Here is an 11,705-nt window from a genome sequence, read left to right as displayed (position 1 = left end):
AATATATTTGTAATTTACTGAGGTGTATTTTGAGTTTCAGTAGTTTGAAATAAAAATCCGTTATGTCGTTAAGTGGTATTTAAAGAAAAAATACCGGCGCGATTTTGTGGAAAAAATATTCAGAAACGGGTTTTCGAAGGGTATTTTTATACTGTTTTCGGAGCGAGCGACGGCTCTCCGCCGCCCGTTCCGCCATCAGCGTGTCATGCGGCGTCCTTGCCGGCCACCTTCAGCGCGAAGGCATATTCGAAGGCGATTTCCTCCAGCCGCTGGAAACGGCCCGACTTGCCGCCATGGCCGGCCGCCATGTTGGTTTTCAGCAGGATGGGCGCTTCCCCCGTGGTCTTCTCACGCAGCTTCGCCACCCATTTGGTCGGCTCCCAATAGGTCACGCGCGGATCGGTGAGGCCGGAAAGCGCCAGGATAGGCGGGTAAGGCTTCGCACCCACATTGTCATAGGGGCTGTAGGCGGCGATCCAGCCATATTCCTCTGCCGATTCCAGCGGATTGCCCCATTCCGGCCATTCCGGCGGGGTGAGCGGCAAAGTGTCATCGAGCATGGTGGTGAGCACGTCCACGAAGGGAACGGCGGCGATGATGCCGGCGAATTTCTCCGGCGCCATATTGGCGACAGCCCCCATCAACATGCCGCCGGCCGAGCCGCCTTCCGCGATGATGCCCTCATAGGAGGTGAAACCTTCCTGCACCAGATGATCGGCTGCGGCGATGAAATCCTTGAAGGTGTTCTGCTTGGCTTCCATCTTGCCGGTCTCGTACCATTCGAAACCCTTGTCCTTGCCGCCGCGAATATGGGCGATGGCATAGATGAAACCACGGTCGGCGAGCGACAGCGTGGTGGTGGAGAAGGAGGCGGGAATGGTAATGCCGTAAGCGCCGTATCCATAAAGCAGGCAGGGTGCGGAACCGTCAAGCGCCACATCCTTGCGATAGAGCAGGGAGACCGGCACCAGCTCGCCATCATGCGCAGGCGCCATGATGCGGCGGGTGATGTAATCGTCCGGATTGTGGCCGGAGGGCACTTCCTGCGTCTTCAGCAGCGTGCGCTCGCGCGTCACCATGTCGTAATCGAACAGCTGGCTCGGCGTCGTCATCGAGGAATAGGAGAAGCGGATGACGTCAGTGTCATATTCCGCCGCGCCATGCAGGCCAAGCGAATAGGCCTCTTCGGCAAAGGCGATGGAATGTTCCTCGCCCGTGCGGCGGTCGCGGATGACGATGCGCGGCAGGCCGTCGCGGCGTTCCAGCCAGATGAGGTGGCGGGCATAGGCATCGACGGAGAGAATAAGGCGGCCCGGCTCATGCGGCACGACTTCTTTCCAGTTTTCCTTGCCGGGTGCGGTGACCGGCGCTTCCACGATGCGGAAATCCTTGGCGTCGCCGTCATTGGTCAGGATGAAGAAGACGTCGCCGCCTTCGCACATCGAATATTCGATGCCTTCCTCGCGCTCTGCCACCACGGCAGGTTCGGCGGTCAGGTCGCTGGTGGAGAGAAGGCGATATTCGCTGGTCTCATGGTCGTGAATATCGATGAAGATGAAATCGTCGAGAACCGACGCGCCGACGCCCATGAAGAAACCGGGATCCTTTTCCTCATAGACCAGACGGTCCGCCGATTGCGGCTGGCCGATGATATGGTGGAAGACCTTGGAGGGGCGGTGGTTCTCATCCTGCAGCGTATAAAAGAAGCTCTTGCCATCAGGCGCCCAGGCCCCGCCGCCACCGGTGTTTTCCACGACGTCGGCAAGATCTTCGCCGGTTTCGAGGTTGCGGATGCGCAGGGTGAAATATTCCGAGCCCTTGTCGTCATAACCCCAGATGCCGTGACTGTGATCGGAGGACTGGTCGAGACCGGCAAGACGGAAATAATCCTTGCCTTCGGCCTCCTTGTCACCGTTCAGCAGCACATGTTTTTCGCCGCCGCCGCGCGGGGTGCGGAAATAATGCGGCTGTTCCCCGCCGGTCACGAACAGCGTGCCATAGGCATAAGGCCCGTCATTGACCGGCACGGAGGAATCATCCTGCTTGATGCGGCCCTTCATTTCCTCGAACAGCTTTTCCTGAAGCGCCCTGGTGTCACCCATGGCCGCTTCCATATAGGCGTTTTCCGCTTCCAGATGGGCACGGATCGACGGGTCGAGCAGGGTAGGGTCCTTGAACATGGCCTGCCAGTTATCGGCCCGGAACCATGCATAATCGTCGGTGCGGGTAATGCCGTGATGCGTATCCTGAACGGGCCTTTTTTCGGCGGTCGGGGCGGCGGGCAGGTTCTTGAAAATCGGCAAGGGAAACTCGCTTTCGTATGATGAATTCTTGGGCGGCACCAAGATGTAGAGCGGGCCTTGCGGCCGATCAAGTTTCAAATCTCCACAGGCGGAATGCGGCTTGGGCACAATTTCGTCAGCTTTCGATCACATTTTGGCAATATCCGGCAAATCAGCGATGATGGATGCAGGCCGTCCGGCCTGCCGCCCATCACAAGAACAAACGAAAAAACTGACAGGATCCCATGCGAAAGCTTCTTCCCGCTGCCCTTTCTGCCTTTTTCCTTGGCTTGCAGACCTTCACCCCCGCTTTCGCGATCGATGCCAGCGTCATGCGGCAGTTGAACGCGCTTGCCCCCGAAGAGCGGCTGGAACAGCGCTGCGATATCGAGGCGATGGAAAGGATAGCGACCGAGCAGAAGGGCATGCGGCCGGACAAGGTCATCGCTTATACTTTCGGCGATCCGGAAGTGGGCAAGAACTCCATCAAGGCGCCGGGCGCAGTCTTCAGGAGCGCGGGCGAATGGTACAAGCTCAAATACAAGTGCCAGCTCAAGAGCGACAGTCTCAGCATCCAGTCCTTCGACTACCGTGTGGGCGATAAAATTCCCGAAGAGCAGTGGAAGAAGTTGTATCTTTATGACTGAGCACGGAATTTTTCGATTTCAGGCCGGCGTTTGGCCGCCGCTTTGTTGCCGCGTCGTCAACGGCTCTGTAACCCTAACTTCCGATCGAAGTGAGGGACATAAACATGGCGAGACGATTCAAGGGGCTTTCTGCTTTTCCGATCACGCCGGCCGATGAGGCCGGGCGGGTCGATGCCGAGGCCTTCTGCGCCCTGATCGAGCGGCTGGATGCGGCGGCGGTCGATTCCGTCGGCATTCTCGGCAGCACCGGCATCTACATGTATCTCACGCGCGAGGAGCGGCGTCGCGCCATCGAGGCCGCCGCCGCCATCCTCAAGGGCAAGCGCATATTGATGGCAGGCGTCGGCGCCTTGCGCACCGATGAGGCCGTGGCGCTGGCGAAGGATGCGGAAGCGGCCGGTGCGGATGCATTGCTGCTCGCGCCCGTTTCCTATACGCCGCTGACGCAGGAAGAGGCCTATCACCATTTCGCCGCCGTGGCCGGCGCAACGGGCCTGCCGCTCGCCATCTACAACAATCCCACCACGACCCGCTTTGCCTTCAGCGACGAGCTTCTGGTGCGGCTTGCCTATATCCCGAATATCCGCGCCATCAAGATGCCGCTGCCGGCCGATTCCGACTACGCCGGTGAGCTTGCGCGGCTGAGGCCCAAGCTGGGGCAAGATTTCGCCATCGGTTATAGCGGCGACTGGGGCTGCGCCGACGCCACGCTTGCCGGCGGCGACACCTGGTACAGCGTGGTTGCCGGCCTGCTGCCGGTTCCGGCCCTGCAATTGATGCGGGCGGCTCAGGCCAAGAATGCGGAAGAGGCAAAGAGGATCGATGCGGCCTTCCAGCCGCTCTGGGCGCTGTTCAAGGAATTCGGCAGTATCCGCGTGGTTTATGCCGCCGCCAACATCCTGTCGCTGACGGTCAGCGAACCGCCCCGGCCGATCCTGCCGCTCACCAGCGCCGAACGCCAGCGGGTGGAAGAGGCGCTGGAAGCGCTGTCAGGGCTGGAAACCGCGCCTTAATTCGGGCGCTTTGCGGGCGGATTGCCACCTCTCACACTCCGGAACATAAAATGCTGCGTCGCCTCTTCACCGCCACCCTGTTTTTCTGTGCCTCTTCCGCCGCCTTCGCGGGGACCGGCCTTGTCGAGCCGACGCTGAAAATGTCGCCGCAGCATGACGGCAAGGTGCGGGTGGCGATGACGCTGGATGCCTGCATGGGCAAGACCGATCACCGCATTCTCGATACGCTGGTGAAGGAGCGCATTCCGGCAACGATCTTCGTCACCGCCCGCTGGCTGAAGCACAATGGCGAAGCGCTCGCCGTGCTCATGGCGCATCCGGATCTGTTCGAGATCGAAAACCATGGCGAAAACCATGTGCCGGCGGTGGATAAGCCGGTTTCCATCTACGGCATCGCCGCCGCCGGTTCGGAAGCGGCGGTCGAGCAGGAGGTGGAGGGCGGCCGTCAGGCCATCGCCGCCGCCACCGGCCTCCAGCCGCAATGGTTCCGGGGTGCGACGGCCAAATACACAGGCTCGTCCATGGCCACCATCAACCGGCTGGGCATGCGGGTGGCCGGTTATTCCGTCAATGGCGATGGAGGCTCGCTGCTGGGGGCGGCCGCGACGGCGAAACACATCGCTTCCGCCAGGGATGGCGATGTCATCATCTCCCATATCAACCAGCCCACCCATGAAGCGGGCGAGGGCGTGGTAAAGGGCCTTCTGGCGTTGAAGGCGCGCGGCGTGATTTTCACAAGGCTGGATGATCCGTCCTTCGCACCGCCGGGGAATTGATTCGCAAGGTCGCCGCCCGTTTCTTCTCCCCGCCGGGGAGAAGATGCCCGAAGGGCAGATGAGGGGGCAAGCTTTCCGCATCTCTCCACCGTCGCCCCCTCATCCGGCGCTGCGCGCCACCTTCTCCCCGGCGGGGAGAAGAAATATGCCGCACCGGCTTGGCCGCGAAACGGCGCGGACACGAGCCGACAACATCCCCTACATCCATGCCCGTTTTTCGGCGGCGTGCCGCTTAAATTTGCGCTAGCATCCTCCCCATGATGCTGTTCAAACGCCCCGACACCGAAACGCTCTATTTCGCCCTTGTGAACAAGGACCCCGCCTATGAGGGCGTGGCCTATGTGTGTGTGACGTCGACGAAGATTTTCTGCCGCTTCACCTGCACGGCGCGCAAGCCCAAGATCGAAAACTGCCGGTTCCGCGAGACCATCGCCGAATGTCTGGAAGCCGGTTTCCGCCCCTGCAAGCGCTGCAAGCCGATGCTGTCCTATGGCTCCGCCGATGAGACCGTGACGTCGCTGCTGACGGCGCTGGAAAACGAACCGGCGCGGCGCTGGCGCGAGGAGGATGTGGTGGCGCTCGGCCATGATCCTTCCACCGTGCGCCGCACCTTCAAGCGCCGTTTCGGCATGAGTTTTCTGGAAATCGCCAGATTGCGGCGGGTGGGCGGCGCTGCGGAAAGCATCGCTTCCGGCGAAGCGGTGATCGGCGCGCAGATCGATGCCGGTTACGAATCCGGCAGCGGTTTCCGCTCCGCCATCAACCAGTTCTTCGGCTCTTCGCCCGCCGCCATGAAGGGCAAGGGGTTTTTGAAGGGCGACTGGATCGATACGCCGATCGGCCCGATGCTCGCCGTCGCCGACGATCATGCCCTGCATCTCCTCGAATTCGCCGACCGGCCGGCGCTTCCAGCCGAGCTCAGGCGGCTGAAGACGCGCACCGGCGCGGATATGGTGCTTGGCCGGACGGCCGTGACCGGCCAGATCGAAGCGGAACTCAAGGCCTATTTCGCCGGGCATTCGGCCGCCTTCGAAACGCGTCTTGCCGGCCACGGCACGCCCTTCGAGCGCGATGTCTGGCGCAACCTGCGGGAAATACCTGCGGGTGAGATCGTCAGCTATTCCTCGCTCGCAACCGCAATGGACAGGTCATCCGCCGTGCGTGCGGTGGCCCGCGCCAATGGCGCGAACCAGATCGCCATCGTCGTGCCGTGCCACCGTGTACTGGGCGCGGATGGCAGCCTGACCGGCTATGGCGGCGGGCTGTGGCGCAAGAAATGGCTGATCGAGCACGAGCGCCGGATGGCGAACCGCCAGGGCATACCGCTCGCTTCCTGAGCGGCCTGGCTGCTGGTTTTCAGGAGGTTGTCGATTGACGGTCGGCGCGTGGGGTTTACCCCCTCTGCCTTGCCATTGAAGCCGTGCTTAATCCGGCAGGTTTGGCACCACCCGGCGTGAGGGGAAAAGTTCCCGCGTAACCGTCATGACGATCAGCGACAGCGGCAGCGCCAGCATGGCCCCGGCCGCCCCCCACATCCACGTCCAGAAGATGATCATCACGAAGACGAGGAAGGGGTTTATCTCCATGTTGCGGCCCACCACCGCCGGAAAGGCGAGGTTTTCCATCAACAGGTGAATGGTGAAGAAGATCGCCGCCGGCAGAAGCGCCAGAATGATGTTGTCATGGGTGATGATGCCCGCCACCGTCAGCGAAATCGTCATGGCGGTGATGCCGAGAAACGGCACGAAGCTGGAGAGGAAGGCGAACAGCCCCCACAGAAGCGGCATGGCCAGTCCGCCGAAATAGGCGATGACCACCATCGTCACGCCAAGCCCCGCATAGATCAGCGCCGCCGTGGCGAAATAGGTGCCGAGCACCTCTTCCACCGAACCGATGATGCGGATGGTGCGCAGCCGCTGGTGGCGGGCCGGAAAGGCCATGATGATCGCCTTGCGCAGCCGCAGCCGGCTATAGAGAAACATCAGCAGCGCGGCGAGAAAGATCAGGCCCTGAATGACGGCGGGCGTGATGTTGGCGCCGAGCAGCGAGATGATTTCGCCGCTGCGCGAAATCAAAGATTCCATCGACATCGAGCCCAGACTGAAGCTCGCCGCCGAAATATTCAGCCATCTGAGACTTTGCAGATAGGGCAGGAAACGGTCGATGCTGCGCTCCACCAGCGCCGGCCCTTCCGAAGCGAGAAGCGAGAGCGGCTCGGTCAGCGAATTGACCACGAAGAACATCACCGCCGCCACGAGGCTCGACAGAATAAGCGCGACGCCGAAGCCGGGAATGCCGTAGGAACCGAGCTTTTCGGCGGCGATGCCGAGGATCATGCCCACCACGATGGCCATCACCACCGGAATGAGGATGAGCGACAATTCGTGGATGACCGCCATGAGCATGATAAGGAAGATGCCGATCACCGACCAGGCGACGACCACATCCAGCGCTTCGCGGCCAAGCGGCTGCTGGCTGCGCGCATCGTCACGCCGTGAGCCGGAAGCTGGCACTTCCAGCGGGTCCGCTCTTGTTGCCGCAGCGGTTGCCGCGGTGTTGACCAAGCTGCCGGTCTTGTCCGGCCTGGCATTTTCATTCATCGAACGGTCCCCCAATAAGGTGACAAACGTTCGAAAAATGTGGCGGTTCCGGGGCGGCGAAAATTTCCGCCGCCCCTTTTTTGCGTTTAGGCGGAAAGCTTTAGGCCGACGCCCCACGGATCTTTGAGGACAATGCCGTCACTTTGCCGCTCTGTGGCGATTTCCAGCCGGTCGAGGGCGGCAATCGCCGTCTCAAGCGCGGCCGGCTCGTTGAAGGTCAGCGAATAGCCGGAAAGGCCGGTCATATTGTCCTTGCGGGCCGCAGCACCCCGGCTGTTCCAGATATTGGCGGCGACGTGGTGGTGATAGGCCCCGGAACCGAAGAAGCTCGCGCCGGGATAACGCGCCATGATCTTCAGCCCCAGCACATCCTGATAAAATTCATCCGCCTGCGGAATGTTGCCGACCTGCAGGTGGATATGGCCGATGGCTGTTCCTTCCGCCGCCCCGGTAAAGGCCGTCTTCGGCGCGCTGTCGTAAAGCGCCTGAAGGTTGAGGCCGAGGGTGGCCATCTCCACCGTGCCGTCCTGCTGGTAGGTCCATTCGTCCGGCGAACGGTCGCGATAGACTTCGATGCCGTTGCCTTCCGGGTCGGCAAGATAGATCGCCTCGCTGACCAGATGGTCGGACGCGCCCTGAAACTGGACATTGTTATGGGCGGCATGCGCCAGCCAATGGGCCAGATCGTTCCGGCTCGGCATCAGGAAGGCGGTGTGGAACAGGCCTGCGGCGTTGCGCGGCGCGCGTTCCGCCGTACCGGAGGTGGAAAGTGTGAGCAACGGCTGGTCGCCGACACCAAGCACTTCGCCGCTCGGGTTCTTTTCAAGAACGGAAAGACCGATGATCTTCCGGTAGAAATCCGAAACGCGCGGCAGATCGTGAACGACGAGATGCGCCTGGCCGACATAGGCCGGCCGCGTCAGGGCGAATTGTTTGATTTCACTCATCATGATCTCCATATTGAATCCGAAGCGCCCTGGGGCGGATCGGTCGCCGAAACCATCGGCCGACGCCGCTTTGCGGCGTTTGTCGAAGGCGAATATGGGCTGGTTTCGTCGTTCAGCAAAGATCGTCGTCTGGCGATTGACCGTCCACTATTCGTTGACAATGCCCCGTTCCGGCCCGGCTCCGGCTTTGACTTCGATCAAGGTGAAGGCCCTGCCGAAGGGGAAATATAAGCCTAGCCCGACACGCTAAACGGCGGATCAAGCCAAAGGAGACAGCCATGTACAAGAAGATCATCGTACCGGTAGACCTCAGCGCCACCGACAAGGGGGAAAAGATTCTCGAAAAGGCCAAGGCGCTTCTGGATCCTGATGGCGAGATCGTTCTCATCAATGTTGTCGAGGAACTGCCGGGCTATATGGCGATCGACCTGCCTGTCGACCTGATCGAAAACGCCATCAAGGACGCCAAGACCAAGCTTTCGGACATTAAGACCAGAGCCGGTTTCAAGGGCAGCCAGGAAATCAGAAGCGGCGCGCCCGCGCGTGAAATCATCGCCGCCGCCGAGGAACACAAGGCCGACCTCATCATCATCGCGTCGCACACGCCGGATTTCAGCAATTATTTCATCGGCGCCACCGCCGACCGCGTGGTGCGCCACGCCAAATGCTCGGTGCTGGTGGACCGATAAAAGCCTGACGTTTTAGCGTTGCGGGCGGGTTTTCCGCCCCCAAGCATTCCAAGGAAAAGTGGAATCCGGTTTTCCGTCTGGGAATGCGACGATACAAGAAGATTGGCTGGAGGAAAAAACATGAATGTCGAAAGTTACGAGAAAATCCTGCGCGACCGCCAGCGCGAGCTTTATCGTCGCCTGCACAAAATCGAAGCCGATTTCGAAGAGCCTCGCAATCCCGATGACGAGGATCGCGCCACCGAACGCAGCAATGACGAAGTGCTGGACGAGCTGGGGCAGGTGGGTCAGGACGAGCTGCGCGCCATCGACGCGGCCCTCGACCGTATCGCCAGCGGCACCTTCGGCACCTGCGTCAAATGCGGCAAGCGGATTTCGGAGGATCGGCTGAAGGCGGTGCCCTATACGCCGTTTTGCCAGGAATGCGCTGCGGCGTTGTGAGGGCAGGGGAAAGCGTGACTGGGTTTCTTCTCCCCGCCGGGGAGAAGGTGGCCCGAAGGGCCGGATGAGGGGGTAAGCTCTCCGAACATATCCACCCTTGCCCCCTATCCCGCTGCCGCGGACTTCTCCCCGGCGGGGAGAAGAAACAAGCGTCTACCGCTCGCTCCACAGGCAATTGCTCTGGCCGCAGGGCAACCTGCACCTCTCCTTTCGCAACAGCCTCGAACGCAATTTGATTGCCGTTAACCGGGCGCTGTCTTGTTCCTGTCTAATATTGTCTCCATGCTTTGAGGACAGCACGCAGACGGGATTGGACTATGAGCGATTTATGGCGGTTCGGGCGCCAGTATGATTTTCACGAGATTGTCGCCGATGGCATCGTCCATGGTGTCGGCATCGTGTTTGCGCTTATCGGCGCCACGGCGCTGATTTTCTACGCGACCGCCTGGGGGACGCTCAGCGCGATCGCCGCCGCATGGATTTACGGTCTCGGCCTCGTCGCCTGTCTCTCCGTGTCCTTCACCTATAATATCTGGCCGCACTCCAGGGTGAAATGGTTCCTGCGCCGGCTGGATCATTCGGCGATCTTCATCCTCATCGCCGCCACCTATACCCCCTTTCTGATGCGCGGCATCCACGATCCGCTGATCGCCGTCATGCTGGGGCTGATCTGGCTCGCGGCGCTGTGCGGCATCCTGCTCAAATGCCTGTTTCCCGGCCGTTACGACCGGGTCGCCATCGGCCTTTATCTCGCCATGGGCTGGAGCGGCGTGATGGTGGTCGGGCCGCTGTCGTCGCATCTGGCACCCGTCACGCTCTGGCTGATCGTCGCCGGCGGCGTCATCTATTCGCTCGGCGTCATCTTCCATGTCTGGGAAAAACTGCGCTTCCAGAATGCCATCTGGCACGCTTTCGTGGTCGCCGCCGCCGCCGTTCATTATTTCGCCGTGGTCACCTCCTTCAGCCTCGTGCCGCTGGCATCCTGAAGAATGCGCCCGATGGCGGGATGGGTACTGGACAGCCATTCGCATCATCGCCTAATCCTCGTGCAGATGGCGGCCGAAAATACCGCCGCTGCAAGCAGGAAAAAAGGTGAACGACAATGAGCGTGCAACTGCGCGACGCGACCGTGGACGATCTCTCCGGCATCATGGAGATTTACAATGATGCGGTGCTGAATACGACCGCGATCTGGAACGACGTGCTGGTCGATCTGGAAAACCGCAGGGAATGGTTCGCCGCCCGCAAGTCACGCGGCTTTCCGGTCATCGTCGCAATCCTTGAAGGCAAGGTCGCAGGTTATGCTTCCTACGGCGACTGGCGCGCTTTCGACGGTTATCGCCACACCCGCGAACATTCGGTCTATGTGCATAAGGATGCGCGCGGCCACGGCATCGGCAAGAAGCTGATGCAGGCGTTGATCGATCATGCCTCCGGCAACGACGTGCATGTGCTGATCGCCGCCATCGAGGCGGAAAACACCGCCTCCATCCGCCTGCATGAAAGCCTCGGCTTCAGGGTTGTCGGCCGGTTTTCGGAAGTCGGCACCAAGTTCGGCCGCTGGCTGGATTTGACGTGTATGGAGCTGAAGCTGAACTAGTTCCCGGGCGGGTTGCCTAGAGAAAGTGGCCCCGGCGCGGGACGTCCAACCTCTCCTCCGTCATCCTTGGGCTTGTCCCAAGGATCTAACCACGCCGAATTAAATCAATCGGTTGCAGATCCTCGGGACAAGCCCGAGGATGACGCTGAGTGCTTGGGGTGGACGTCCGCAAACCGACGTCGCATGCCGTATAGGCGTTACCCATTGCCCAATCAAACCGGCTCGAACACCATCGAATGGCCGTTGATGCAATAACGCAGGCCGGTGGGCTTCGGGCCGTCCGGGAAGACGTGGCCGAGATGGCCGCCGCAATTGGCGCAGCGGATTTCCGTGCGCACCATGCCGTAGCTGGCGTCGCGATGTTCCGTCACGGCGCCCGGCTTTACCGGCTCGAAATAGCTCGGCCATCCGCAGCCGGCATCGAATTTCGTATCGGAGAGGAACAGCGGCTCGTCGCAGGCCGCACAACGATAGAGGCCTTTCTGGAATGTATCCCAATAGGGCCCGGTGAAGGCGCGCTCGGTGCCGTGTTCGCGCAGGATGCGATATTGTTCCGGCGTCAGCTGCTCACGCCATTCGGCATCGCTTTTTTCGATTTTTGGGGATGTCAGATCGCTCATGGAATGATCCTTTCTGTTCCCGCCTCAAATAGTCATCGCGGAGGCGGATTGAAAGGGGATGGGCGTCATAACGCGTTCGTTATGGGCCGG

The 11,705-nt window shown here is 60.9% G+C and carries 13 protein-coding genes; 9 read left to right on the top strand and 4 right to left on the bottom strand.

Features of this window, described 5'->3' with window-relative positions; translation table 11 throughout:
* Window positions 1-203 precede the first annotated feature (203 nt).
* Window positions 204-2,303: a S9 family peptidase gene (locus ACQZ5G_RS05550; protein WP_448737468.1), complete on the bottom strand. Its 2,100-nt coding sequence runs from the start codon at window positions 2,301-2,303 to the stop codon at window positions 204-206.
* 224 nt (window positions 2,304-2,527) lie between these two features.
* Here ACQZ5G_RS05550 and ACQZ5G_RS05545 point away from each other — a divergent pair, with 224 nt between their 5' ends.
* The 4 genes from ACQZ5G_RS05545 (at window position 2,528) to ACQZ5G_RS05530 (ending at window position 6,055) form a co-directional block, all read left to right on the top strand.
* Window positions 2,528-2,929: a DUF930 domain-containing protein gene (locus ACQZ5G_RS05545; RefSeq protein WP_059753914.1), complete on the top strand. Its 402-nt coding sequence runs from the start codon at window positions 2,528-2,530 to the stop codon at window positions 2,927-2,929.
* Between the two features lie 104 nt (window positions 2,930-3,033).
* Complete coding sequence (locus ACQZ5G_RS05540; RefSeq protein ID WP_448737469.1) at window positions 3,034-3,942, top strand: dihydrodipicolinate synthase family protein; 909 nt, start codon at window positions 3,034-3,036, stop codon at window positions 3,940-3,942.
* A gap of 50 nt (window positions 3,943-3,992) precedes the next feature.
* Window positions 3,993-4,718 carry a polysaccharide deacetylase family protein gene (locus tag ACQZ5G_RS05535; RefSeq protein WP_448737470.1) on the top strand — a complete coding sequence of 242 codons (726 nt, stop codon included), beginning with the start codon at window positions 3,993-3,995 and terminating at the stop codon, window positions 4,716-4,718.
* Window positions 4,719-4,975: 257 nt separating this feature from the next.
* Entirely contained in the window at window positions 4,976-6,055 is a 1,080-nt protein-coding gene (locus ACQZ5G_RS05530; protein WP_448737471.1) for a bifunctional transcriptional activator/DNA repair enzyme AdaA, read from the top strand.
* Between the two features lie 87 nt (window positions 6,056-6,142).
* Here the strand turns inward: ACQZ5G_RS05530 and ACQZ5G_RS05525 are convergent, their stop codons facing one another.
* Together ACQZ5G_RS05525 and ACQZ5G_RS05520 are read right to left on the bottom strand one after the other, a co-directional pair.
* Entirely contained in the window at window positions 6,143-7,318 is a 1,176-nt protein-coding gene (locus ACQZ5G_RS05525; protein WP_448737472.1) for an AI-2E family transporter, read from the bottom strand.
* 86 nt (window positions 7,319-7,404) lie between these two features.
* Window positions 7,405-8,265, bottom strand: a complete 861-nt coding sequence (locus ACQZ5G_RS05520) for a VOC family protein (protein WP_448737473.1) — start codon at window positions 8,263-8,265, stop codon at window positions 7,405-7,407.
* Between ACQZ5G_RS05520 and ACQZ5G_RS05515 the strand changes: the two genes are divergently transcribed.
* The 5 genes from ACQZ5G_RS05515 (at window position 8,248) to ACQZ5G_RS05495 (ending at window position 10,995) form a co-directional block, all read left to right on the top strand.
* On the top strand, window positions 8,248-8,496 hold the full coding sequence (locus ACQZ5G_RS05515; RefSeq protein ID WP_003522283.1) for a hypothetical protein: 249 nt from the start codon (window positions 8,248-8,250) through the stop codon (window positions 8,494-8,496). The two genes, ACQZ5G_RS05520 and ACQZ5G_RS05515, sit on opposite strands and share 18 nt — an antisense overlap.
* Window positions 8,497-8,543: 47 nt before the next feature.
* Window positions 8,544-8,954 carry a universal stress protein gene (locus tag ACQZ5G_RS05510; RefSeq protein WP_003522284.1) on the top strand — a complete coding sequence of 137 codons (411 nt, stop codon included), beginning with the start codon at window positions 8,544-8,546 and terminating at the stop codon, window positions 8,952-8,954.
* A gap of 120 nt (window positions 8,955-9,074) precedes the next feature.
* Window positions 9,075-9,395 carry a TraR/DksA family transcriptional regulator gene (locus tag ACQZ5G_RS05505; protein WP_035260908.1) on the top strand — a complete coding sequence of 107 codons (321 nt, stop codon included), beginning with the start codon at window positions 9,075-9,077 and terminating at the stop codon, window positions 9,393-9,395.
* A gap of 317 nt (window positions 9,396-9,712) precedes the next feature.
* Window positions 9,713-10,381 (top strand): PAQR family membrane homeostasis protein TrhA, encoded by a 669-nt coding sequence (gene trhA, locus ACQZ5G_RS05500; protein ID WP_003522286.1) that lies wholly within the window; start codon window positions 9,713-9,715, stop codon window positions 10,379-10,381.
* A 116-nt stretch (window positions 10,382-10,497) separates the two neighbouring features.
* Entirely contained in the window at window positions 10,498-10,995 is a 498-nt protein-coding gene (locus ACQZ5G_RS05495) for an N-acetyltransferase family protein (RefSeq protein ID WP_448737474.1), read from the top strand.
* A 212-nt stretch (window positions 10,996-11,207) separates the two neighbouring features.
* Here the strand turns inward: ACQZ5G_RS05495 and msrB are convergent, their stop codons facing one another.
* Window positions 11,208-11,615, bottom strand: coding sequence for a peptide-methionine (R)-S-oxide reductase MsrB (msrB, locus tag ACQZ5G_RS05490; protein ID WP_174056496.1), 408 nt, complete (start codon window positions 11,613-11,615; stop codon window positions 11,208-11,210).
* Between the last annotated feature and the right edge of the window lie 90 nt (window positions 11,616-11,705).

The sequence above is a fragment of the Agrobacterium sp. 22-214-1 genome (assembly GCF_053522465.1).
The sequence above is the reverse complement of the archived record's forward strand: the minus strand, read 5'-3'. Positions and strand labels throughout refer to the sequence as shown.

Excerpts from the sequence above, each read along its gene's own strand:
- ACQZ5G_RS05545 (WP_059753914.1), top strand. The coding sequence starts at position 2,528 with ATGCGAAAGCTTCTTCCCGCTGCCCTTTCTGCCTTTTTCCTTGGCTTG.
- ACQZ5G_RS05540 (WP_448737469.1), top strand. The coding sequence starts at position 3,034 with ATGGCGAGACGATTCAAGGGGCTTTCTGCTTTTCCGATCACGCCGGCC.
- ACQZ5G_RS05535 (WP_448737470.1), top strand. The coding sequence starts at position 3,993 with ATGCTGCGTCGCCTCTTCACCGCCACCCTGTTTTTCTGTGCCTCTTCC.
- ACQZ5G_RS05530 (WP_448737471.1), top strand. The coding sequence starts at position 4,976 with ATGATGCTGTTCAAACGCCCCGACACCGAAACGCTCTATTTCGCCCTT.
- ACQZ5G_RS05525 (WP_448737472.1), bottom strand. The coding sequence starts at position 7,318 with ATGAATGAAAATGCCAGGCCGGACAAGACCGGCAGCTTGGTCAACACC.
- ACQZ5G_RS05520 (WP_448737473.1), bottom strand. The coding sequence starts at position 8,265 with ATGAGTGAAATCAAACAATTCGCCCTGACGCGGCCGGCCTATGTCGGC.
- ACQZ5G_RS05510 (WP_003522284.1), top strand. The coding sequence starts at position 8,544 with ATGTACAAGAAGATCATCGTACCGGTAGACCTCAGCGCCACCGACAAG.
- ACQZ5G_RS05505 (WP_035260908.1), top strand. The coding sequence starts at position 9,075 with ATGAATGTCGAAAGTTACGAGAAAATCCTGCGCGACCGCCAGCGCGAG.
- trhA (WP_003522286.1), top strand. The coding sequence starts at position 9,713 with ATGAGCGATTTATGGCGGTTCGGGCGCCAGTATGATTTTCACGAGATT.
- ACQZ5G_RS05495 (WP_448737474.1), top strand. The coding sequence starts at position 10,498 with ATGAGCGTGCAACTGCGCGACGCGACCGTGGACGATCTCTCCGGCATC.
- msrB (WP_174056496.1), bottom strand. The coding sequence starts at position 11,615 with ATGAGCGATCTGACATCCCCAAAAATCGAAAAAAGCGATGCCGAATGG.